General features: G+C 58.7%; 22 protein-coding genes. 8 read left to right on the top strand and 14 right to left on the bottom strand.

Features of this window, described 5'->3' with window-relative positions; translation table 11 throughout:
• Positions 1 to 348: 348 nt before the first annotated feature.
• Positions 349 to 696 (top strand): FlxA-like family protein, encoded by a 348-nt coding sequence (locus tag MHZ97_RS12840; protein ID WP_103794280.1) that lies wholly within the window; start codon positions 349 to 351, stop codon positions 694 to 696.
• Here the strand turns inward: MHZ97_RS12840 and MHZ97_RS12835 are convergent.
• Positions 693 to 1,613 carry a LysR family transcriptional regulator gene (locus tag MHZ97_RS12835; RefSeq protein ID WP_239314724.1) on the bottom strand — a complete coding sequence of 307 codons (921 nt, stop codon included), beginning with the start codon at positions 1,611 to 1,613 and terminating at the stop codon, positions 693 to 695. The genes MHZ97_RS12840 and MHZ97_RS12835 overlap by 4 nt on opposite strands.
• Before the next feature lie 95 nt (positions 1,614 to 1,708).
• On the opposite strand from MHZ97_RS12835, the gene MHZ97_RS12830 reads away from it, so the two are divergent.
• Positions 1,709 to 2,719, top strand: a complete 1,011-nt coding sequence (locus MHZ97_RS12830; protein ID WP_239314725.1) for a bile acid:sodium symporter family protein — start codon at positions 1,709 to 1,711, stop codon at positions 2,717 to 2,719.
• A 26-nt stretch (positions 2,720 to 2,745) separates the two neighbouring features.
• Here the strand turns inward: MHZ97_RS12830 and MHZ97_RS12825 are convergent, their stop codons facing one another.
• The 3 genes from MHZ97_RS12825 to zipA all read right to left on the bottom strand — a co-directional run bounded on the left by MHZ97_RS12825 (position 2,746) and on the right by zipA (position 6,088).
• Positions 2,746 to 2,964: a DUF3820 family protein gene (locus tag MHZ97_RS12825; protein WP_033753686.1), complete on the bottom strand. Its 219-nt coding sequence runs from the start codon at positions 2,962 to 2,964 to the stop codon at positions 2,746 to 2,748.
• 1 nt (position 2,965) lies between these two features.
• A complete protein-coding gene (gene ligA / locus MHZ97_RS12820) occupies positions 2,966 to 4,984 on the bottom strand; it encodes an NAD-dependent DNA ligase LigA (protein ID WP_239314726.1) in 2,019 nt (672 codons plus the stop codon).
• 66 nt (positions 4,985 to 5,050) lie between these two features.
• Positions 5,051 to 6,088 (bottom strand): cell division protein ZipA, encoded by a 1,038-nt coding sequence (gene zipA, locus MHZ97_RS12815; protein ID WP_239314727.1) that lies wholly within the window; start codon positions 6,086 to 6,088, stop codon positions 5,051 to 5,053.
• A 218-nt stretch (positions 6,089 to 6,306) separates the two neighbouring features.
• Between zipA and cysZ the strand changes: the two genes are divergently transcribed.
• From cysZ to crr, 5 genes are all read left to right on the top strand, one after another.
• On the top strand, positions 6,307 to 7,074 hold the full coding sequence (gene cysZ / locus MHZ97_RS12810) for a sulfate transporter CysZ (RefSeq protein ID WP_103794286.1): 768 nt from the start codon (positions 6,307 to 6,309) through the stop codon (positions 7,072 to 7,074).
• A 142-nt stretch (positions 7,075 to 7,216) separates the two neighbouring features.
• Positions 7,217 to 8,188, top strand: a complete 972-nt coding sequence (cysK, locus tag MHZ97_RS12805; protein ID WP_103794287.1) for a cysteine synthase A — start codon at positions 7,217 to 7,219, stop codon at positions 8,186 to 8,188.
• A gap of 387 nt (positions 8,189 to 8,575) precedes the next feature.
• Positions 8,576 to 8,833, top strand: coding sequence for a phosphocarrier protein Hpr (gene ptsH, locus MHZ97_RS12800; protein ID WP_007889063.1), 258 nt, complete (start codon positions 8,576 to 8,578; stop codon positions 8,831 to 8,833).
• Between the two features lie 159 nt (positions 8,834 to 8,992).
• Entirely contained in the window at positions 8,993 to 10,720 is a 1,728-nt protein-coding gene (ptsI, locus tag MHZ97_RS12795) for a phosphoenolpyruvate-protein phosphotransferase PtsI (RefSeq protein ID WP_103794289.1), read from the top strand.
• Positions 10,721 to 10,762: 42 nt separating this feature from the next.
• On the top strand, positions 10,763 to 11,266 hold the full coding sequence (gene crr, locus MHZ97_RS12790) for a PTS glucose transporter subunit IIA (protein ID WP_033753703.1): 504 nt from the start codon (positions 10,763 to 10,765) through the stop codon (positions 11,264 to 11,266).
• A gap of 67 nt (positions 11,267 to 11,333) precedes the next feature.
• On the opposite strand, the gene MHZ97_RS12785 is transcribed toward crr, so the two are convergent.
• The 10 genes from MHZ97_RS12785 to MHZ97_RS12740 form a co-directional block, all read right to left on the bottom strand.
• Positions 11,334 to 12,698, bottom strand: coding sequence for an ATP-binding protein (locus MHZ97_RS12785; RefSeq protein ID WP_103794290.1), 1,365 nt, complete (start codon positions 12,696 to 12,698; stop codon positions 11,334 to 11,336).
• Entirely contained in the window at positions 12,695 to 13,375 is a 681-nt protein-coding gene (locus MHZ97_RS12780; RefSeq protein ID WP_239314728.1) for a response regulator transcription factor, read from the bottom strand. The genes MHZ97_RS12785 and MHZ97_RS12780 overlap by 4 nt, the downstream gene beginning before the upstream one ends.
• 167 nt (positions 13,376 to 13,542) lie before the next feature.
• A complete protein-coding gene (gene cysM, locus MHZ97_RS12775) occupies positions 13,543 to 14,424 on the bottom strand; it encodes a cysteine synthase CysM (protein ID WP_103794292.1) in 882 nt (293 codons plus the stop codon).
• A 75-nt stretch (positions 14,425 to 14,499) separates the two neighbouring features.
• Complete coding sequence (cysA, locus tag MHZ97_RS12770; RefSeq protein ID WP_103794293.1) at positions 14,500 to 15,588, bottom strand: sulfate/thiosulfate ABC transporter ATP-binding protein CysA; 1,089 nt, start codon at positions 15,586 to 15,588, stop codon at positions 14,500 to 14,502.
• The gene (cysW, locus tag MHZ97_RS12765) at positions 15,578 to 16,453 is read right to left on the bottom strand and encodes a sulfate/thiosulfate ABC transporter permease CysW (RefSeq protein ID WP_103794294.1); all 876 of its coding nucleotides are present in this window, start codon (positions 16,451 to 16,453) and stop codon (positions 15,578 to 15,580) included. The genes cysA and cysW overlap by 11 nt, the downstream gene beginning before the upstream one ends.
• Complete coding sequence (cysT, locus tag MHZ97_RS12760; RefSeq protein WP_103794295.1) at positions 16,453 to 17,289, bottom strand: sulfate/thiosulfate ABC transporter permease CysT; 837 nt, start codon at positions 17,287 to 17,289, stop codon at positions 16,453 to 16,455. Before cysT ends, cysW begins: the two co-directional genes overlap by 1 nt.
• A complete protein-coding gene (locus MHZ97_RS12755; protein WP_103794296.1) occupies positions 17,289 to 18,305 on the bottom strand; it encodes a sulfate ABC transporter substrate-binding protein in 1,017 nt (338 codons plus the stop codon). Before MHZ97_RS12755 ends, cysT begins: the two co-directional genes overlap by 1 nt.
• A gap of 177 nt (positions 18,306 to 18,482) precedes the next feature.
• Positions 18,483 to 19,100 (bottom strand): RpoE-regulated lipoprotein, encoded by a 618-nt coding sequence (locus MHZ97_RS12750; protein WP_103794297.1) that lies wholly within the window; start codon positions 19,098 to 19,100, stop codon positions 18,483 to 18,485.
• A gap of 64 nt (positions 19,101 to 19,164) precedes the next feature.
• Positions 19,165 to 19,635 carry a DUF2919 domain-containing protein gene (locus MHZ97_RS12745; protein WP_374044254.1) on the bottom strand — a complete coding sequence of 157 codons (471 nt, stop codon included), beginning with the start codon at positions 19,633 to 19,635 and terminating at the stop codon, positions 19,165 to 19,167.
• A complete protein-coding gene (locus MHZ97_RS12740; protein ID WP_120458165.1) occupies positions 19,622 to 20,047 on the bottom strand; it encodes a GNAT family acetyltransferase in 426 nt (141 codons plus the stop codon). The genes MHZ97_RS12745 and MHZ97_RS12740 overlap by 14 nt, the downstream gene beginning before the upstream one ends.
• 210 nt (positions 20,048 to 20,257) lie before the next feature.
• On the opposite strand from MHZ97_RS12740, the gene amiA reads away from it, so the two are divergent.
• A complete protein-coding gene (gene amiA, locus MHZ97_RS12735; RefSeq protein WP_239314729.1) occupies positions 20,258 to 21,124 on the top strand; it encodes an N-acetylmuramoyl-L-alanine amidase AmiA in 867 nt (288 codons plus the stop codon).
• Positions 21,125 to 21,154 lie beyond the last annotated feature (30 nt).

Raw genomic sequence — 21,154 nt, 5'->3', positions numbered from 1 at the left:
TCGTTTCTGCGCGCCGAGTGTTAGCGTGCAGGATGAGAACCTGCGCAGGTTCGACTGAATCGCCGGAGCGATTCAGGCTGATGCGCAGCATCACCCGCAGGGCGAGGCCCTGGATGGGCCGTTACCTAAAGTCGGCGTGAACACGTCCGTGTGGCCTCGGCCGCCGCTTCCCTGCGGCGGGCGCTTTACTTCACGGCCTATCCCGCGCGCCTTTATCTAGCATCGTGCGGCGTTTGAGAAAAATCAGGAGTAACTTTCCCTGTCTTTTACAAACCTTAACGCTTTCCTGCCTCAAGGCTTTTTCTCCCCAACCGATAACGTTTTTGTCTACTTAAAAGGAGAAAACCGATGTCATCAATATCCGCTTTATTAGCCAGCACGGTTAGTAGCAGCGGCGGGAGCGACGGCAGCGTGTCGTCGCAGATTTCCGCGCTAAATAAACAGATCCAGAGCATCACCAGGCAGGTTAAAGAGCTTGCGGATAATCAGGAGCTGACCGACGAGCAGAAGTCGGAAATGGAACAGATGTACCAGTCACAGATCGCAATGCTCGAAGCGCAAATCGCCCAGCTTGAACAGAAACAAAACGAGCAGGCACAGCAGAAAAGCGAACCGGCGAATCAGATGAGCGACGCCCAGAGCGCCGACGGCATCAATCGCCCGACCGCAACCAATCAGCTAAACGTTTATATCTAAAACGGCGGGTTACTCACACGTTGTTGCGTCAGCAGCATCGCCTGCTGACGCGCTTCCTGCCAGATGGCCTGCGCCGCCGGCGTCAGCGAACGGTTTTTGCGCTTGACCAGCATCAGGCTGCGGTTGATTTCGGGATAGAGTCGACGCACCGTCAGCGCCCTGCCCGCCGGGAGCGGCAGCGCCAGCGCCGGCAAGATACTGATGCCAATGCCCGCATCGACCATGGGAAACAGCGTTGCCGGATGCCCGATATCCTGCACCACCTTAATCTCCACCTGCTGCTGACGCAGCGCTGCGTCAATCAACACGCGACTGCCGGAGGCGTAATCCTGCAGCACCATGTCGCGTCCCGCCAGCATACGCCACTGCGCCTTATCCACCGCGGCGAGCGGATCGTCGCTGCGGCACAGCAGTAAAAAAGGCTCTTGCAGGATCGGCTGGCAGTCGAGATCGCTGTCGCTAAGCGGGCCGATAACAATGCCAAAATCGACTTCGGCATTGCGTACGCTCTGCAAAACCACCTGCTGCATCCGGTCGTGCAGAATAACGTGAATATCTGGATAGCTTTTCTGGCTGGCAGCGAGGCATTGTGGCATCAGATGGGCAGAGATGGTCTGACTGGCGGCGATGCGCACCGTGCCGCTTCGCTGTTCGCCGTAGCTGCGAATATCGAGCAGCGTCGAGTCCATCTCCCCCAGCAGGCCCGCCATGCGCGACGCCAGCTGCCGCCCCGCTTCCGTCAGCATCACCTCGCGCGTGGTGCGATCGAGCAGCCGCACGCCGATAACCGCCTCCAGCTCTTTAATGCTGTGGCTGACGGCCGACTGGCTGAGGCCGATCGCCTGTCCGGCCTGGCTGAATCCGCCGTGGTGGGCGACGGCGACAAAGGTGCGCAGCTGGCGCAGGGTATAATTCATCTAAATCGCTCATAGATTGATGCAATAAATCAATTTTATTTCTAAACCCGCATCGCGCACAATCACAGCATGTAACTTTTAACCGGATTTTAACAATGGGATTTCTGCGACTCGATCCGATGATGATCAAACTGATCATCACGGTGCTGCTGGCCACCTTTCTGCCCGCCAAAGGCATTTTTGTCGATATCTTTGACTATCTGACCACGGCCGCTATCGCCCTGCTCTTTTTTATGCACGGTGCCAAGCTGTCGCGGGAAAAGATCATCGCAGGCAGCAGCCACTGGCGACTGCACCTGTGGATTATGTTCAGCACCTTTGTGCTCTTTCCGATCCTCGGCCTGCTGATCGTCTGGTGGCATCCGGCTAACGTCAGCGCCGAGATCTACACCGGCTTTCTCTATCTCTGCATTTTGCCCGCCACGGTGCAGTCCGCTATCGCCTTTACCTCGATGGCTGGCGGCAACGTTGCGGCGGCGGTATGCAGCGCCTCGGCGTCGAGCCTGCTGGGCGTCTTTATCTCCCCGCTGCTGGTGAACCTGGTAATGGATGTTCACAGCAGTACGCCCACCGACGGTTTTGAGCAGGTCGGCAAGATTATGCTGCAGCTGCTGGTGCCGTTTATCCTGGGTCATCTGTCGCGCCGCTGGATTGCGGGCTGGGTGGAGAGACATCGCAGCCTGATCGGTAAAACCGACCAGACCTCGATTCTGCTGGTGGTTTACTCCGCCTTTAGCGAAGCGGTGGTTAACGGTATCTGGCATCGCGTCGGCATCGATACCCTGCTGTGGATTCTGGCGGGCTGCATCCTGCTGCTGGCACTGGTGCTGGTGATTAACCTCTGCGCTTCGCGCCTGTTCGGCTTTAACCGCGCCGATGAAATCGTGGTGCTGTTCTGCGGCTCGAAAAAGAGCCTGGCGAACGGCGTGCCGATGGCCAATATTCTGTTCCCGGCCAGCGCGGTGGGCATTATCGTGCTGCCGCTGATGATCTTTCATCAGGTGCAGCTTATGGTCTGCTCCTGGATCGCCCAGCGCTATAAAGTCAGCCACGAGAAGAAGCTGGCGCAGCAGGTGAAGCCGACCGTTGTCGAGTCGCAAAAATAACGAAAAGCCCGCCGAAGCGGGCTTTTTTATGCGTTGCGTTTAAGCGGTTTAACCAGCCCTTCCAGGCCTTCGATCTTGATGGCGAGCGTCATCTGCATCAGCTCGCCCAGATGGCCCGAGGGGAACTCCGCTTTGCGCGCGAACCACAGCAGGTAAGGCTCCGGCAGATCGATCAGCAGGCAGCCTTTATATTTGCCGAACGGCATCGCCGTATTGGCGATCTCCACCAGGTGCGCTTTGTCCATATCAGGCATCCAGCCGCCGGATCATTTCGGCTTCGTCGATTACCTCAATGCCCAGCTCCTGCGCTTTGACCAGCTTGGAGCCTGCCGCTTCGCCTGCGATAACCAGATCGGTTTTCTTTGATACGCTGCCGCTGACTTTTGCGCCGAGGGCGGTCAGGCGATCTTTCGCCTCGTCGCGCGTGAGCTGGGTCAGCGAACCGGTCAGCACCACGGTTTTCCCGGCGAACGGGCTGTCGATCTCTTCCGCCTTGACCACGTCGATTTTCGGCCAGTGTACGCCCCTCTCCTCCACCAGCTGGCGAATGATTTCGCGGTTGCTCTCTTCTTCCATAAAGTTGCGTACGTGGGTGGCGACAACGGTGCCGACGTCCTGCACTGCGATCAGCGCCTCCAGATCGGCGTCCATCACTTTTTGCAGCTCGCCAAAGTGGTTTGCCAGGTTAGCAGCGGTCGCCTCGCCCACTTCGCGAATGCCGAGCGCGTAGAGAAAGCGCGCCAGGGTGGTCGACTTCGCTTTCTCCAGTGCGTTCACCACGTTTTGCGCGGACTTCGGTCCCATGCGATCCAGACCGAGCAGCTTCTCCGGCGTCAGCCTGAACAGATCCGCCGGCGTTTTGACATATTCGGTTTCTACCAGCTGGTCGATGATTTTATCGCCCAGGCCGTCGACGTCCATGGCGCGACGCGAGACAAAGTGCTTTAGCGCCTCTTTGCGCTGCGCGCCGCAGATCAGCCCGCCGGTGCAGCGCGTTACGGCTTCCCCTTCGACGCGCTCAACGTCGGAGCCGCACACCGGACAGTGGGCAGGAAACACCACTTCACGCGCATCTGCCGGGCGTTCGGAGAGCACAACGTTAACCACCTGCGGAATAACGTCGCCGGCGCGGCGGATAACCACTTTGTCGCCGATGCGCAGGCCGAGACGCTCGATTTCGTCCGCGTTGTGCAGGGTCGCGTTGCTGACCATGGCGCCCGCTACCAGCACCGGCTCAAGACGCGCTACCGGGGTAACGGCGCCGGTGCGGCCTACCTGAAATTCAACGTCGCGCACAAACGTCATCTGCTCCTGCGCCGGGAACTTAAAGGCGACCGCCCAACGCGGCGCGCGCGCCACAAACCCGAGGCGCTCCTGCAGTTCCTGCGAGTCAACTTTGATTACCACGCCGTCGATATCAAATCCCAGCTCTGGACGCGTCTCCTCAACCTGACGGTAGAAGGCCAGCGCCTCGTCCGCGCTGTGTACCAGCTTAATACGATCGCTGACCGGCAGTCCCCAGGCTTTAAACTGCTGCAGACGCGCATAGTGGCTGCCCGGCAGCTCGCCGCCTTCCAGCAGCCCGAAGCCGTAGCAGAAAAAAGTAAGCGGACGCTTCGCGGTGATGCGCGGATCGAGCTGGCGCAGCGAGCCGGCGGCGGCGTTGCGCGGGTTGGCGAAGATCTTGCCGTCGGTGCGGCGCGCTTCGGCGTTCAGCTTCTCAAAGCCGCGCTGCGTCATAAAGACTTCGCCGCGCACTTCCAGCCGCGCGGGAACATCGTCACCCTTCAGGCGCAGCGGGATGGCGCCGATGGTGCGGACGTTGGCGGTGATATTTTCGCCTGTGGTGCCGTCGCCGCGGGTGGCGGCACGCGTCAGCAGGCCGTTTTCATAAAGCAGGCTCACCGCCAGGCCATCCAGCTTGAGTTCGCAGCAGTAGGCGATATCGTCGCTGTTTTTCAGCCGATCCTGCACGCGCTTGTTAAAGGCGAGGAAACCGGCTTCGTCGAAGGTATTGTCCAGCGAGAGCATCGGCACCTCATGGCGCACCTGCTCGAATACCGTCAGCGGCGCGGCGCCGACGCGCTGGGTCGGCGAGTCAGGCGTGATAAGTTCGGGATGCTGCTCTTCCAGCGCGCGCAGCTCGCGCATCAGGCGGTCATATTCGGCGTCCGGTATTTCGGGCGCGTCCATGACGTGGTAAAGGTACTCATGATGGCGCAGCGTGGTGCGCAGTTCGGTGATCTGGTCCTGAACGGATTTCATATTGCCCCATCAGATAAAAAACCCCCGACAGGCGGGGGTTTGGTGAATCAGGATTAACGGTTTGCCCTATTCTCGGGATTCAATAACTTCGCGTATGCGGTTCTTGTAGGTTTCCAGCTTCTGCGGCGTCATCATGCGACGCTCGTCGTCGAGCACCACGCCGCCGACGTCATCGGCGATACGCTGCGCAGACTGCAGCATCAGCTTAAAGTTTTGGTTCGCGTCGCCGTAGGAAGGCACCATCATAAAGATTGAGATGCCAGGCGTGGAGAAGTCAGACATCTCATCCGGATTGAACGAGCCAGGCTTCACCATATTCGCCAGGCTGAAAAGCACCGGTCCGCTGCCCGCCGGGCTGAGATGGCGATGGAAAATATTCATTTCGCCAAACTGGAAGCCCGCCTGCAGAATGCCCTGCAGCAGCGCTTCCCCGTTCAGCGTACCGCCAGTATGGGCGGCGACGTGCAGCACCAGCACCGTCTCTTTCGGCTTGCCTGGCGCTTTAGGCGCTTCCTGGCGAACCGGCTCAACCTGCTGCTCCGCCGGATGGCGTACAGGCTGCTGCGGCTGCGGCTGCGGCTCTGCCTGGAACTGCGGCTCGGGCTGCGCGGCTTCCAGCGGATCTAAATCGAGCAGCGGATCGGCCTGAATCGGCTGCGCTGGCGCAAAACGCGGCGCAGGTTCCTGCGGCGCTGGCGCCTGAACAGGCTGAGGTTGCGGACGCGGCGGCTGAGGACGCGACTGCTGCGGCGTCAGCAGCGGATCGTCTTCCTGCTGAGGCTGCGGGCGCGCGGCGGGCTGACGCGGCTTCTCCGGCGTTGCGCTGAAGAGCGGCGCATCATCCTGCTGCTCGTCGCGGAAATTGTCGATGCGCGGCTCCTGATGCGGCCGCTCATGGCGCACACGCACCTCGCCGACGCTCTCTTCATCGTCGGTCAGGCTGTCTTCATCGTCGCGCTGGTCGCGCTGTTTGAGCCGTTTGTGCGGGCGATCGCGAAACACGGACGAGCGCTCTTTACGGCTGGTCCACAGCCCGTGAAGAAGGAGCGCTATAATGGCGATCGCGCCAACAACGATTAATATCAGACGCAAATCCTGCATCATTGTATTCTCTGTTGTTCCAATACCTTGCCACCGCGGCAAACTTTATCCTCTAACTGTATTTGCCCAGCTAAACAAGTGCAAGCTCGTGCAGTATTTTCTGACAAATAAGATAGTCACCCCACGGTTTTTTGCTGTTTTTTCACACAATCGCCTCATAGTCAGGAGAAAAAGCCAGGTTATCATGGTCTCGCCTGATTATTTCCTGGAGAGTTGCCTGTATGGCCCACGAGAACACTGTCTCAAGTTTCAACGGCGTGCACTATTTTAGCGAAGGCTGGAGACTGATCCGTCTGCCAGGCATTCGGCGCTTTGTCATTATTCCGCTGCTGGTCAATATCCTGCTGCTGGGCGGTGCATTCGCCTGGCTGTTCACCCAGTTGGGCAGCTGGATCCCGCAGCTGATGGCGCATATTCCCGACTGGCTGCAGTGGCTAAGCTACCTGCTCTGGCCGCTGTCGGTCGTCTCCATTGTGCTGGTGTTTAGCTACTTCTTTTCTACTATTGCCAACTGGATCGCCGCGCCCTTTTGCGGCCTGCTGGCGGAGCAGCTGGAAGGTCGCCTGACGGGCAAGCCGCTGCCGGACAGCGGCTGGATGGCGATGCTGAAGGATGTGCCGCGCATTATGAAGCGCGAGCTGCAAAAGCTCGGCTACTATCTGCCGCGCGCACTCGGCCTGCTGCTGCTCTACTTTATTCCCGGCTTTGGCCAGACGGTGGCACCGGTGCTCTGGTTCCTGTTCAGCGCGTGGATGCTCTCGGTGCAGTATTGCGACTATCCGTTCGATAACCATAAAGTCAGCTTTCAGCAGATGCGCAGCGCCCTGCGCCAGCATAAAAGCGCCAATATGCAGTTCGGCGCGCTGGTCAGCCTGTTCACCATGATCCCTATTCTCAACCTGGCGATTATGCCGGTTGCAGTCTGCGGCGCGACGGCCATGTGGGTCGATCGCTATCGCGCGCAGCTGGCCCGTGCTGAGCTACGCTAGTACTTATCAGAGCGCCTTATGCATTTTTTAGCGAGGCTTATTGCGTGGGGACATATAGATATGCGTTTTCTTTCCTTCCGCGCGTAGACAGAAAGGGTATGCTCATTGGGTTCCCAATAATTCATACAGTTAAGGACAGGCTATGAGTAAGATCTATGAAGATAACTCGTTGACCATTGGTCATACGCCCCTGGTTCGACTGAACCGCATCGGTAACGGCCGCATTCTGGCGAAGGTAGAATCCCGTAACCCCAGCTTCAGCGTTAAATGCCGTATCGGTGCCAATATGATTTGGGACGCAGAGAAACGCGGCATTTTGAAACCGGGCATTGAGCTGGTCGAGCCGACCAGCGGCAATACCGGTATTGCGCTGGCCTACGTCGCCGCCGCGCGCGGCTACAAGCTGACGCTGACCATGCCAGAAACCATGTCCGTCGAGCGCCGCAAGCTGCTGAAAGCGCTGGGCGCCAATCTGGTCTTGACCGAAGGGCCGAAAGGCATGAAAGGCGCTATCGCGAAGGCGGAAGAGATCGTCGCCAGCAATCCCGATAAATATGTGCTGCTGCAGCAGTTCAGCAACCCGGCGAACCCGGAGATCCATGAAAAGACCACCGGCCCGGAAATCTGGGAAGATACCGACGGCGCGGTTGATGTGTTTATCGCGGGCGTCGGCACTGGCGGTACGCTCACCGGCGTTTCTCGCTATATCAAGAACACCAAAGGCAAGAAAGATCTGATTACCGTGGCAGTGGAGCCGACCGACTCCCCGGTTATCGCTCAGGCGATCGCGGGCGAAGAGATCAAACCTGGCCCGCATAAGATCCAGGGCATCGGCGCTGGCTTTATTCCTGGCAACCTCGATCTCAATCTGGTGGATCGCGTCGTGGCGATCACCAACGAAGAGGCGATCAGCACGGCGCGTCAGCTAATGGAAGAGGAAGGCATCCTCGCCGGTATCTCTTCCGGCGCAGCGGTCGCGGCGGCGCTGAAGCTGCAGGAAGATGAGGCGTTCGCCAATAAGAACATCGTGGTTATTCTCCCCTCCTCCGGCGAGCGCTATTTAAGTACCGCGCTGTTTGCCGATCTTTTCACCGAGAAAGAGCTGCAGCAGTAACGCCAGATTCCGAAAACGTCGAAAAAAGCACCCAAATGGGTGCTTTTTTGTGGTGCAGATCCCACTTTCGCCACCGGCCAGATTGATTTCAGTGACTCAGCTCTGGTATTTAAGCTGCCAATTATTTCGGTGCCTGAAATTAATCAGCCTTTGAAGTGGATCAAGCTGAATCGATTTACGCATTTGGCGATACGGCGAATCACGGCATAATTAGCAGCTGAAGCGCTCGACAGGGATTTTGACCCTTCAACTGGAATGACGCACTCATTCAAGCGCATTTAATGGTCAGCGTAACGCTATACCCGCGCACCTACACAGGCTAAAGTTACGGCTCCAGGCTAGACTTTAAGTCCATAACACCAAACCTGATAACGTTGGGGAAACAGAATGTTCCAGCAAGAAGTTACTATCACCGCGCCTAATGGTCTTCACACTCGTCCTGCTGCGCAGTTCGTTAAAGAAGCGAAAGCCTTCCAGTCAGAAATCACCGTTACCTCTAACGGTAAATCCGCCAGCGCCAAGAGCCTGTTCAAACTGCAGACGCTGGGCCTGACTCAGGGCACGGTTGTGACGCTCTCCGCAGAAGGTGAAGATGAGCAGCAGGCCGTGGAGCATCTGGTTAAACTGATGGCTGAACTGGAGTAATTCAGTCAGCTTTTGCTGTATACCGACTCCTTTGCTCCATTGAGTGCAAACATCTTGATCGCGGACAACTTGTCCGCGTTATCACATCCGTAGAGTACAGCTCCCGCGACAATGGCAACGCATTGGGTCTAAGAGCCATCGTGATTAAAAGGTAGGGTTATGATTTCAGGCATTTTAGCATCACCAGGTATCGCTTTCGGCAAAGCTCTGCTGTTGATTGAGGATGAGATCGTCATCAACCGCAAGAAAATTTCTGATGACCAGGTCGAGCAGGAAGTAAAACGCTTCCTCGACGGCCGTGCTCAGGCTGCGCAGCAGCTGGAAGCGATCAGAGTGAAAGCGGGTGAGACGTTTGGTGAAGAGAAAGCAGCTATCTTCGAAGGCCACATTATGTTGCTGGAAGATGAAGAGCTGGAGCAGGAAATCATCGACCTGATCAAGAAAGATCACGCTTCGGCCGACGCTGCTGCCTACTCCGTGATTGACGGTCAGGCGAAAGCGCTCGAAGAGCTGGACGACGAATACCTCAAAGAACGCGCCGCTGACGTTCGCGATATCGGTAAACGTCTGCTGCAAAACATTCTCGGTCTGCATATCGTCGACCTGAGCGCTATCCAGGAAGAGTCGATTCTGGTAGCCAAAGATTTAACGCCGTCGGAAACCGCACAGCTGAACCTGAAAAAGGTGCTGGGCTTTATCACCGACCTCGGCGGCCGCACCTCGCACACCTCGATTATGGCGCGCTCGCTGGAGCTGCCGGCGATTGTCGGTACCGGCAACGTCACCGCCACGGTCAAAAACGGCGATTTCCTGATTCTGGACGGCGTGAACAACAAAGTTTACGTTAATCCGTCAGAGAGCGAGCTGGAAGAGCTGAAAGCGGTGCAGACTCAGTATCTGAGCGAAAAACATGAGCTGGCCAAGCTGAAAGATCTGCCGGCGATTACCCTGGACGGACATCAGGTTGAAGTATGCGCCAACATCGGCACCGTGCGCGACGTCGCAGGCGCTGAGCGCAACGGCGCAGAAGGCGTCGGCCTCTACCGCACCGAGTTCCTGTTTATGGATCGCGACGCGCTGCCGACCGAAGAAGAGCAGTTCCAGGCCTACAAAGCCGTAGCTGAAGCTGTCGGCTCGCAGGCGGTAATCGTGCGTACTATGGATATCGGCGGCGACAAAGATCTGCCTTATATGAACCTGCCGAAGGAAGAGAACCCGTTCCTCGGCTGGCGCGCAATCCGTATCGCTATGGATCGCAAAGAGATCCTGCATGCTCAGCTGCGCGCTATTTTACGCGCCTCCGCCTTCGGCAAGCTGCGCATTATGTTCCCGATGATCATCTCTGTTGAAGAGGTGCGCATCCTGAAAGCCGAACTGGAAACCCTGAAAGCGCAGCTGCGCGAAGAAGGTAAAGCGTTCGACGAAACCATTGAAGTCGGCATTATGGTGGAAACCCCGGCTTCAGCGGTGATTGCGCGTCACCTGGCTAAAGAAGTCGACTTCTTCAGTATTGGGACAAACGACCTGACGCAGTATACTCTGGCGGTCGATCGTGGTAATGATTTGATTTCCCACCTGTATAACCCGATGACCCCGTCGGTGCTGAATTTGATCAAGCAGGTGATCGATGCTTCTCATGCCGAAGGTAAATGGACCGGCATGTGCGGTGAGCTGGCCGGTGATGAACGTGCTACACTACTGTTACTGGGTATGGGGCTGGACGAATTCAGCATGAGTGCCATTTCAATCCCAGGCATTAAGAAAATTATTCGCAATACTAATTTCGAAGATGCGAAGGCTCTGGCGGAGCAGGCTCTGGCTCAACCTACAGCGGAAGACCTGATGAACCTGGTTAACAAGTTCATCAAAGAGAAAACACTCTGCTGATCCACGAGACGCTGGCCCAACAATACTGTTTAGGAGAAGAATATGGGTTTTCTTGACAAGCTTTTTGGCAATAAATCAGAAAGCACATCTGGGACGATTGATATTGTTGCGCCTCTGTCAGGCGAAATCGTAAACATTGAAGACGTACCGGATGTGGTGTTTGCCGAGAAGATCGTCGGCGACGGTATCGCCATCAAGCCAACCGGCAACAAAATGGTTGCGCCGGTCGATGGCACCATCGGCAAGATTTTCGAAACCAACCACGCGTTTTCAATCGAGTCTGACAACGGCATTGAGTTGTTTGTGCACTTCGGTATCGACACCGTCGAGCTGAAAGGCGAAGGCTTCAAGCGCATCGCGGAAGAAGGCCAGAAGGTCAAGAAAGGCGATGTTGTGATCGAGTTTGATTTGCCGCTGCTGGAAGAGAAAGCGAAATCTACGCTGACGCCTGTTGTGATCTCCAACATGGACGAGATCAAAGAGCTGGTTAAGCTCTCTGGTCAGGTTACCGTTGGCGAGACGCCGGTGATCCGCATCAAGAAGTAACAGATTCAGCTAAGAAAAACGGCACCCACTGGGTGCCGTTTTTGTTTCTGTTCTCTGGCGCACAGCGTCAGGCCTTATCCTGCGCCTGCCAGCGCGGCAGACGAATGGTCAGCTCCAGCCCCCCCTCAGGGCGGTTCACCGCCTGCACCTCGCCGTGATGCGCCAGCACCACCTTGCGTACGATAGCCAGCCCCAGACCATAGCCTTTGCCCAGCAGCGGCGAGTTAACCCGCACAAAGGGATCGAAGATGCTGGAGAGCTTCTCCTCATCGACCCCAGGCCCCTGATCGCGTACGCGAATCGCCAGCCACTGCTGCTCCGCCTGAAGCCTGACCTGAATATGCTGACCGGGCAGCGAGAAACGCAGCGCGTTGCGCAGCACATTCTCAATGCCGCGGCGGATCAGCTCGGCGTTGCCGCGCACGGTGTAATCAGCGTTTTCATCAACCAGGAAATCGACCTGCACGCCGGGAATTTGCGCCTCGTAGCGTACGTCGGTTACCACCGCATGTACCAGACCGGTCAGATCGAAATACTGCTCGTCGGGCATGCACTCATGCTCGGCGCGCGACAGCGTCAGCAGCTCGCCAATCATCTTATCCAGCCGCCGCGCCTCTTCGTCGATGCGATCCAGAGAGGCGCTTACGCTGGCCGGCGTCTGACGCGCCAGGCCGGTGGCCAGCTGCAGGCGTGCCAGCGGCGAACGCAGTTCATGGGAAATATCATGCAGCAGCTCCTCACGCGCGCGCACCAGGGTATCGAGCCGCTCAACCATGGCGTCAAACGCCTCCGCTACGTTGGAAAGCTCATCATGGCGCTTACGCATCATGGGATAGAGCCGCACGCTGAGATCGCCGTTAGAGACGCGAGAAAAGCCCTCGCGCAACTGACGCATCGGCCGCGTCAGGTTCCACGCCAGCAGCAGACTAAACAACAGCCCGACCGTCCCGGCGAAAATAAACATCGGCTCAGGAATATTAAGAATGCGGCGCGGCCCGTCCATGCCCATCGAACTGTCTTCGCGCAGCCCTTTGACGTTATAGCGCAGCTCATACTCTTTTCCGTCCGCGCCTTTTACCCAGCGTACGATCACATCAGGGAATTTGCCCTGAAACGGCGGGCTAAAGGTTGCCGGCAGCGTTTCAGAATGGGCCGGGCGCGCATGCTGGATCACCGAAAAGAACTGACGATCGTTAGGCTCCCAGTCCGCCATCATATCGTTCAGCGAGCCAGGCCCGCCCCGCTCCAGCACCGATACGGCGGAGGCCATCTGCAGATTAACGATGCGGCGCGTGGCAATAATCTCCGGCGGCTCGTGGCGATTGCCGGCGATGCTGAAGCCGAGCCAGAGCAGCTGGCTGATAATAACGAACACGATCCAGAAGCCGATTAAAATCTTCCAGAACATGCGCCCACGGTAGTTCTGCTTCATCGAATGCGGTAACCGATGCTGCGCACCGTTTCGATATTCACGCTGTCGGCCGTAAGCGCCGCCAGCTTCTGACGGATGTTGCTGATATGCACGTCAACGCTGCGATCGTAGGCTTCACGCGGACGGCCGAGCCCTTTCTCCGACAGCTCATCTTTCGACACCACGCGGTCCGGCGCGCGCATCAGCAGATCCAGCAGGTTAAATTCCGAGGCGGTAAGATCGAAGATTTTACCCTGCCATTCAGTAATGCGCGTGGCGGGATTGAGGGTGAGTTCGCCCCAGCGCAGCAGCTCTTTTTTATCCGGCTGCGGCGTCTGCTCCTCAAAGCGGCGCAGCACGGCGCGAAGCCGCGCAACCAGCTCGCGCGGATAGCAGGGTTTGGGCATATAGTCGTCCGCGCCCATCTCCAGTCCAATAACGCGATCGATATTGTCCCCTTTGGCGGTCAGCATGATTACCGGCAGGCGACTGTTCTGTCGCACCTGCCGCAGCACATCGATGCCGCTCATATCGGGCAGCATAATATCGAGGATCATCGCGGTGTAGCGGCCGGAGAGCGCGCCTTCGATCCCGGCGCTGCCGGTGAGCACCAGCTGGGTTTCAAAGCCTTCAGCAATAAGGTACTGGCTGAGCATGGTGCCCAGCTCCGCATCGTCATCAACTAATAAAATTTTCATAGGGGTCTCTCGCCTGAATTGCCGCTATTTTCTCCTGAGCAGGCGTCGGACGCAGCCGGTTTTACGCGTTCCTTACAGATCAGGCGTCAGACGATGCTCAGGATGACTATAGACAAAAACGGCCCGGCAGCAGCGGTCAGCTGCATCCGGGCCGTTTAAGAGAGAGATTAGCGATAGACGCCAGTCGAAAGGTAGCGGTCGCCGCGATCGCAGACAATAGCGACGATAATGCTGCCGGGACGCGCCTGAGCGATACGCAGCGCGCCCGCCACGGCGCCGCCCGAGCTGACGCCGCAGAAGATGCCTTCACGGCGCGCCAGCGCCCGCATCGTCTCTTCCGCCTCGGACTGCCCCATATCTATTACCTCGTCCACCAGCTCGGGCCGATAGATGCCCGGCAGATAGGCCTGCGGCCAGCGGCGGATGCCGGGTATGGCGCTGCCCTCTTTCGGCTGCAGGCCAACAATGGCGACGCTGTCGCTTTGCTCTTTCAGGTAGCGGCCAACGCCGGTAATGGTGCCGGTGGTGCCCATGCTGGAGACGAAGTGGGTCAGGCGGCCGGCGCTCTGCTGCCAGATTTCCGGGCCGGTGGTCTGGTAGTGGCCAAGCGGATTGTCGGGATTATTAAACTGGTCGAGCACATGCCCTTCGCCGCGCGCCATCATCGCCAGCGCCATATCGCGCGCCCCCTCCATGCCCTGCTCGCGGCTTACCAGCACCAGTTCGGCGCCGTAGGCGCGCATCGCGTCCTGCCGCTCCTGGCTCATATTCTCAGGCATCAGCAAGCGCAGCGCGTAGCCCTTCATCGCGGCGATCATCGCCAGCGCGATACCGGTATTGCCGCTGGTGGCCTCAATCAGGCGGTCGCCAGGGGCGATATCACCTCGCCGCTCCGCCTGATTGATCATCGACCAGGCCGCGCGATCCTTAACGGATCCAGCGGGATTATTGCCTTCCAGCTTGAGCCAGATTTCGCTGCCGTTGGCGGGCGTCAGGCGCTGGAGTTTGATCAGCGGCGTATTGCCGATGGTATTTTGCAGAGTGGTCAAGGTGCGTTTCCCGGCGAAGCTAAGCGAACAAAAAAAGGGCGGGATAATTCCCGCCCGCTGTCGCGTGAGAAAATATCAGGCGCTCTCGGCAAAGGCAACAGCGCGCAGCGGCGTTGCCCCCTGATAGAGGCGCGCCTGCTGCAGGCCGACGAACAGCCGTTCGCCGCGCACCGGCGCGCTTCTTTCGCCGTCAAACACCAGCGAAAACGGCTCGCTCTGCCAGCCGGTCGGCTGAACCACCAGCTGCCAGAAGTGGCCGCGCGGGCTCACCTCAAGGATCTGGACCGGCAGCGGCGTCTCCAGGCTGCTCTGACGGGAGACGTCAATTTCCCACGGGCGCAGGAAAAGTTCGACCGCGCCCTGATGGGCCGGGGTGTAGCCCAGCGGCCAGTGGTGCGCGCCAACGTGGAACTGCGAGCCGTGGACTTCGCCGTCGAAGCGGTTCACTTCGCCGAGGAACTCCAGCACAAAGCGGGTGGCGGGATCGCGCCACACCTCATCCGGCGTGCCTACCTGCTCGATATTGCCCTGGCTCATCACCACCACGCGGTCGGCCACTTCCATCGCCTCTTCCTGATCGTGGGTGACGAAGACGCTGGTGAACTTCAGCTCTTCATGCAGCTGACGCAGCCAGCGGCGCAGCTCTTTACGCACCTGCGCGTCCAGCGCGCCGAAAGGTTCGTCAAGCAGCAGGATCTGCGGTTCAACCGCCAGCGCACGCGCCAGCGCCACGCGCTGCTTCTGGCCGCCCGACAGCTGCGCCGGGAAGCGGTTCGCCAGATGCGCCAGCTGCACCATCTCCAGCAGGCGGGTGACGCGCTGTTTAATCTCTGCGGAAGAAGGACGTTCACGGCGCGGCAGCACCGTCAGGCCGAAGGCGATATTGTCAAACACCGTCATATGGCGGAACAGCGCATAGTGCTGAAACACGAAGCCGACCTGGCGGTCGCGGGCGTGCAGCGCGCTGACGTCTTTATTGTGAAAGCGGATCTGCCCGCTGTTCTGGTGCTCCAGCCCGGCGATAATACGCAACAGCGTGGTTTTCCCGGAGCCGGACGGGCCCAGCAGCGCCACCATCTGGCCAGAAGGAATATCCAGAGAGATATCGTTCAACACCGGGGTGCGGCCGAAAGATTTGTTGATCTGTTTAATCTCAATGCTCATGATTTTCCTCCTGTTGCAGGCGATGCTGCTGTTGTTCTAAACGCCACTGCAGCATGCTTTTCAGAAACAGCGTCACAATTGCCATCAGCGTCAGCAGCGCGGCGGCGGTAAAAGCGCCCACCACGTTGTAATCCTGATGCAGTAATTCAATTTGCAGCGGCAGCGTATAGGTTTCGCCGCGAATCGATCCCGACACCACCGAGACCGCGCCGAACTCGCCCAGGGTGCGCGCGTTGGTCAGCACCACGCCGTAGAGCATCGCCCAGCGAATGTTCGGCAGCGTTACGCGGCGGAACATCTGCCAGCCGGAGGCGCCGAGCAGGATCGCCGCCTCATCTTCCTGGCTGCCCTGGCTCAGCATCACCGGCACCAGCTCGCGCACCACAAAAGGACAGGTTACGAACACGGTGGCCAGCACCATGCCGGGCCAGGCGAACATCACCTGAATGTTATGCGCGTCGAGCCAGCTGCCTGCCGGGCCGTTGACGCCCCAGAACAGCAGATACATCAGCCCTGCCACCACCGGCGACACGGCGAACGGGATATCAAACAGCGTCAGCAGCAGCTGGCGGCCGGGAAAGTTAAAGCGCGTAACCAGCCAGGCGAGCAGCGTACCGAACACCAGATTGACCGGCACGGTAATCAGCGCCACCAGCACCGTCAGCCAGATGGCGTGCAGCATGTCGCTGTCGCCGAGGTTCTGGAAGGCGACGCCCAGTCCCATCTTCAGGGCTTCGTAGAAGATAGAGATCATCGGCACCACCAGCAGCAGCAGCGATACCAGCACGCCGATGCCGATCAGTAGCCATTTGCTCCAGTTAAACGGCTGGCGGTCGGTGGCGTTGATGTGCGAAATATGCGCCATTAGTGACCTCCCAGTCGGCGGCCGAAGCGGCTCTGCAGGGTGTTAATGGCAAACAGCAGCACCAGCGACGCGGCCAGAATCACCGAGGCGATAGCGCTGGCGGCCGGATAGTCGAACTCCTGCAAACGCACGAAAATCATTAGCGAGGTGACCTCGGTTTTCCAGGCGATATTACCGGCGATAAAAATCACCGCGCCGAACTCGCCGATGCTGCGGGTAAAGGAGAGCGCGGTGCCCGCCAGCAGCGCAGGCGCCACTTCCGGCAGCACCACGCGGCGGAAGCTCTGCCAGGGAGTCGCACCCAGCGTCTGCGCCGCCTCTTCATATTCCGGCCCCAGCTCTTCCAGCACCGGCTGAACGGTGCGCACCACGAAGGGAATGCTGGTAAAGGCCATGGCGACGGCGATGCCGAGCCAGGTATAGGAAACTTTGATGCCGAAGGCGTTATAGATCCACTCGCCGTACCAGCCGTTCACCGAGAAGAGACCGGCCAGCGTCAGGCCCGCCACCGCCGTAGGCAGCGCGAACGGCAGATCCACCAGGCCATCCAGCAGCGTGCGGCCGGGAAAGCGATAGCGCGTCAGGATCCACGCCATAATCATGCCGAACACCGCGTTAAACAGCGACGCGACGCCCGCCGATAGCAGCGTCACTTTATAGGCCGCTACAAGCTGCGGATTGCTGATCACTTCCCAGTACTGCGCCAGCGTCATCTTCGACAGCTGCATCAGCAGCGCGCTGATCGGCAGCAGGAGAATTAAACAGGTAAACAGCAGGCTGGTGCCGAGGCTAAGACCAAATCCTGGCAGGACGCGCTTCTGAGTTAAGGCAAACATTATCCACGCCCCGCTGATAACAGTTGATCCAGCTCGCCACCGCTGGCGAAGTGGGTTTTCATCGCCTTATCCCAGCCGCCAAACTGATCTTCTACGCGAAACAGCTGCGTCTGCGGGAAGCGATCCTGATGCTCGCCCATCAGCTGCGGGTTGTTCACGCGGTAGTAGAAATCAGTGACGATTTGCTGCGCCTGGGGCGAGTAGAGGTAGTTGAGATAGGCTTTCGCCGCGTCGGCGGTGTGATTATGCTCGACGTTTTTATCGACCCAGGCCACCGGAAACTCAGCGAGAATATCCGTTTTCGGCACCACGACTTCATACTCATCTTTGCCGTACTGGTTACGGATATTGTTAACCTCAGATTCAAAGCTGATCAGCACGTCGCCGAGGCCGCGTTCGGCGAAGGTCGTGGTCGCGCCGCGTCCGCCGGTGTCGAACACCTCGACGTTCTTCAGAAACTGCGCCATAAAGGCGCGGGTTTTCGCTTCGTCTCCGCCGTTGGCTTTGCTGGTCGCGCCCCAGGCCGCCAGCCAGGTATAGCGGCCGTTGCCGGAGGTTTTTGGATTCGGGAAGACCAGCTTCACGCCGTCGCGGCCCAGATCGGCCCAGTCGTGAATCTGCTTCGGATTGCCCTTGCGCACCAGAAACGCCATGGTGGAGTAAAAGGGGGAGCTGTTGTTCGGCAGGCGGCTTTGCCAGTCGGCCGCGACCAGATTGCCTTTATCGTGCAGCACCTGCACGTCGGTAACCTGGTTATAGGTGACGACGTCAGCGCGCAGCCCCTGCAGGATCGCCAGCGCCTGTTTCGACGAACCGGCGTGTGACATTTTAATGGTGAGTTTGTCATCGGGATGGCTGGCATCCCACTCTTTCTGGAACGGTGCATTCAGGGCGACAAACAGCTCGCGCGCAACGTCATACGAGCTATTAAGCAGTTCGGTGGCACCGGCCGCGCCCGCAAGGCTAAGCGACAAGGCGATACCGCCAACGATATTTTTCATCGTTCTTTTGGTCATTGGGCACCCTGAGAAAACAAGAGATCCGGCTTATGCCAGCCGTTCGCCCAGTGTATTTATAACCCCATGAAAAGCAGTAGCGGTTTTATATATCGTTTGATGATTTCAAAGTCGAAAATGGCATAAGCGGGCGCAAGAGTTTATGCGTCAGGCGGGAAAGCGCTGACGCTCAGGACGTTAGCGCTGCCAGATAATTTTGCTCAACTTCCAGCTTTTCAGCACGTCGTCTGACGGCATCAAACCGTCCGGGCCGTGCCAGTCGCCGCTGTATACGTAGGAGAGATGCTGGCTGCCCGGCGCGCGGCACTCTACGTCGTGATTGCCAGCGCCGCCCGCCAGCCTGCAGTTGTTAAAGGCCTTACTGAAACGGTCGCTAAAGGCGTCGCCGATTTTAGCGCCGTCCTGCGCGCTGATATCGCTGTCGGTTACCTCAATACGCTCTACGCTGCTGCCGCCGCTGATCTGGAGTTTCACCTGTCCGTCGTCGAGCGCCTGCCAGAAAGCGATAACGTCGCCGTTCTCGCTGCGCATGCCCTGACGCAGCTTGTAGTTGCCTTTCAGGCCGTCGCTGATGGCGCTTTCGCTCATCGCGGTGGCGCTGCCGACGCCGCCGACGCCCTGCTCGGTGGCGGTCAGCGATGAACCAAACCAGTTCCACGGCAGCGCCGACGACCAGTGATAGCTCAGCGGGTTGTACCAGCTTACGTCGGATGCGGAGGCGGAACCCGACCCTGAACTGGCGCAGCCGCTAAGCAGCGCGGCGGCCGCCAGCAGCGAAATAGGTAAAACTTTCATGAAAACTCCTGTTAACACTGTGCCAAACGGCAGAACTCATTGGAGTCGCCAGCGGCAAAAAAGTTTATTCCGCCAGCTGATGTTCCGGCAGAAAGCAGTCGCGCAGCCGGACGTTGACCAGCAGCCACAGCAGCGCCAGGCCGTCGAACAGCGTCAGCAGCAGCGGCCAGGGCGACGCGAGTAGATCGCCAGACGCAAACGTCGCCCCCTGCCACGCCAGATTTACCGCCAGCGACAGCGCCAGCACCCAGCGCCACGCCTGCCAGAGCCGCGGCCAGCGCGCGCGATAGCCGGTCAGCAGCAGGCCGATCAGCGCGGGCGCGCCGAGCGCCAGCCCGAGCCAGAACGCCTGGCGATCGGGATAGAACAGCCCCAGCAGATCGCTGCCCTGCTGGCGCGACGCGCCCGCCATCACCAGCAGGATCCAGGTGCGCGCCAGCAGCAGCAGGGTCAGCCAAAAAAGAAACGGCAGCCGAAGCTGCCCTTTCCCGTCATATTCATCCGGCAGATACTTCACCGCATCAATACTCCCGATCTTCAATCAGGCGTTTGCCAAGCAGCACCGAATCCACCGGTTCGTAATCCAGCTTTTCGTAGAACGCCACCACCTGATCGTTCTCTTCGCGCACCATCAGGTTGATTTTGGGACAGCCGCGCGCGATCAGCTTTTTCTCCAGCCGGTTCATCAGCGCGTTGGCGAAGCCGCGGCCCTGATAGTCGGGATGCACCGCCAGATAGTAGGCGGAGCCGCGGTGGCCGTCATAGCCGCCCATTAGCGTACCGACCACTTCGCCGCCCACTTCCGCAACCAAAAAGAGGTCCGCGTCGTGGTTCATCTTGCGTTCGATATCCAGCTCTGGATCGTTCCACGGACGTAACAAATCGCAACGCTCCCAGAGCGTAATGACCTCTTCAAAATCTTCCTGGCGGAAGGCGCGGATTTCCATCTTCTTTACCTTGCAAATAAGCACAATTTGCTGATTATCACGCATTCGGCGCCGCGTGCAACCCCGGCTAGCGCAGCGCGGAACAAAAACCGGCAATTTTTCTGTTAGCAACCTGACATACAAAGTAATGGGCTGAAAGGGTTCCGCCCTCGCCGCGAGCAAACTGTTACGATATAACACTGTGCACATCATCCGCTAATGGACCAGCCTATGCCCACACTTTCTCTGCTCAAGCGCCTTACCAATCGCCGTCAGCTGCTGCTCTCCGGCCTGGCGCTGGCCGTATTCTCTCCACGCGCGATTCAGGCGAAAGAGGAGAACGCCCCGCTGCGCGTCAGCCCGCGCCATGCGCAGCCTGCGCCGCCGCAGAAAAACGGCAAACGCATCGTGATGATCGATCCCGGTCACGGTGGTATCGACTCCGGCGCCGTCGGCAGTGAAGGCTCGGAAGAGAAACATATCGTGCTGGCGATTGCCAACCGGGTGCGCGAGCTGCTGCAGGCGCATCCGCGCATTGAGGTGCGGCTGACGCGCGACAGCGACCACTTTATTCCGCTCTACCAGCGGGTCGAGATCGCCCACCAGCACGGCGCGAACCTGTTTATGTCGATTCACGCCGACGGCTTTACCAGCCCCGAGGCCAGCGGCGCTTCGGTGTTCGCCCTCTCCAACCGCGGCGCCAGCAGCGCCATGGCGCGCTATCTCTCCGATAAAGAGAACGCGGCAGATAAAGTGGGCGGCGCGAAAGTCGAGGAGCAGGATCACTATCTGAACCAGATTCTGTTCGACCTGGTGCAGACCGACACCATCCGCAACAGCCTGACGCTGGGCAAACATGTGCTGGATCAGATCCGCCCGGTGCATCGTCTGCACAGCGAACACACCGAGCAGGCGGCCTTCGCCGTGCTGAAATCGCCGTCGATTCCGTCAGTGCTGGTAGAGACCTCCTTTATTACCAATCCGCGCGAAGAGCAGCTGCTCGGTACCGACGCTTTCCGCCGCAAAATCGCCACGGCGATCGCCGATGGCATTACCCGCTACTTTGATGAGTACGATCGCCGCAATGGTCAGGTATAATTGCGCCACTTTTTTGTAATGAGTCCAGTG

Source organism: Pantoea sp. ACRSC, from assembly GCF_022346785.1.
Taxonomy (GTDB): domain Bacteria; phylum Pseudomonadota; class Gammaproteobacteria; order Enterobacterales; family Enterobacteriaceae; genus Pantoea; species Pantoea alvi.
This window is presented reverse-complemented; position numbering and strand designations above follow the sequence as displayed.

Excerpts from the sequence above, each read along its gene's own strand:
- ptsH (WP_007889063.1), top strand. The coding sequence starts at position 8,576 with ATGTTCCAGCAAGAAGTTACTATCACCGCGCCTAATGGTCTTCACACT.
- cysZ (WP_103794286.1), top strand. The coding sequence starts at position 6,307 with ATGGCCCACGAGAACACTGTCTCAAGTTTCAACGGCGTGCACTATTTT.
- MHZ97_RS12785 (WP_103794290.1), bottom strand. The coding sequence starts at position 12,698 with ATGAAGCAGAACTACCGTGGGCGCATGTTCTGGAAGATTTTAATCGGC.
- MHZ97_RS12755 (WP_103794296.1), bottom strand. The coding sequence starts at position 18,305 with ATGACCAAAAGAACGATGAAAAATATCGTTGGCGGTATCGCCTTGTCG.
- amiA (WP_239314729.1), top strand. The coding sequence starts at position 20,258 with ATGCCCACACTTTCTCTGCTCAAGCGCCTTACCAATCGCCGTCAGCTG.
- MHZ97_RS12840 (WP_103794280.1), top strand. The coding sequence starts at position 349 with ATGTCATCAATATCCGCTTTATTAGCCAGCACGGTTAGTAGCAGCGGC.
- cysK (WP_103794287.1), top strand. The coding sequence starts at position 7,217 with ATGAGTAAGATCTATGAAGATAACTCGTTGACCATTGGTCATACGCCC.
- ligA (WP_239314726.1), bottom strand. The coding sequence starts at position 4,984 with ATGAAATCCGTTCAGGACCAGATCACCGAACTGCGCACCACGCTGCGC.
- cysT (WP_103794295.1), bottom strand. The coding sequence starts at position 17,289 with ATGTTTGCCTTAACTCAGAAGCGCGTCCTGCCAGGATTTGGTCTTAGC.
- MHZ97_RS12780 (WP_239314728.1), bottom strand. The coding sequence starts at position 13,375 with ATGAAAATTTTATTAGTTGATGACGATGCGGAGCTGGGCACCATGCTC.
- MHZ97_RS12740 (WP_120458165.1), bottom strand. The coding sequence starts at position 20,047 with ATGGAAATCCGCGCCTTCCGCCAGGAAGATTTTGAAGAGGTCATTACG.
- crr (WP_033753703.1), top strand. The coding sequence starts at position 10,763 with ATGGGTTTTCTTGACAAGCTTTTTGGCAATAAATCAGAAAGCACATCT.
- MHZ97_RS12830 (WP_239314725.1), top strand. The coding sequence starts at position 1,709 with ATGGGATTTCTGCGACTCGATCCGATGATGATCAAACTGATCATCACG.
- MHZ97_RS12835 (WP_239314724.1), bottom strand. The coding sequence starts at position 1,613 with ATGAATTATACCCTGCGCCAGCTGCGCACCTTTGTCGCCGTCGCCCAC.
- MHZ97_RS12750 (WP_103794297.1), bottom strand. The coding sequence starts at position 19,100 with ATGAAAGTTTTACCTATTTCGCTGCTGGCGGCCGCCGCGCTGCTTAGC.
- cysA (WP_103794293.1), bottom strand. The coding sequence starts at position 15,588 with ATGAGCATTGAGATTAAACAGATCAACAAATCTTTCGGCCGCACCCCG.
- cysW (WP_103794294.1), bottom strand. The coding sequence starts at position 16,453 with ATGGCGCATATTTCGCACATCAACGCCACCGACCGCCAGCCGTTTAAC.
- ptsI (WP_103794289.1), top strand. The coding sequence starts at position 8,993 with ATGATTTCAGGCATTTTAGCATCACCAGGTATCGCTTTCGGCAAAGCT.
- MHZ97_RS12825 (WP_033753686.1), bottom strand. The coding sequence starts at position 2,964 with ATGGACAAAGCGCACCTGGTGGAGATCGCCAATACGGCGATGCCGTTC.
- zipA (WP_239314727.1), bottom strand. The coding sequence starts at position 6,088 with ATGATGCAGGATTTGCGTCTGATATTAATCGTTGTTGGCGCGATCGCC.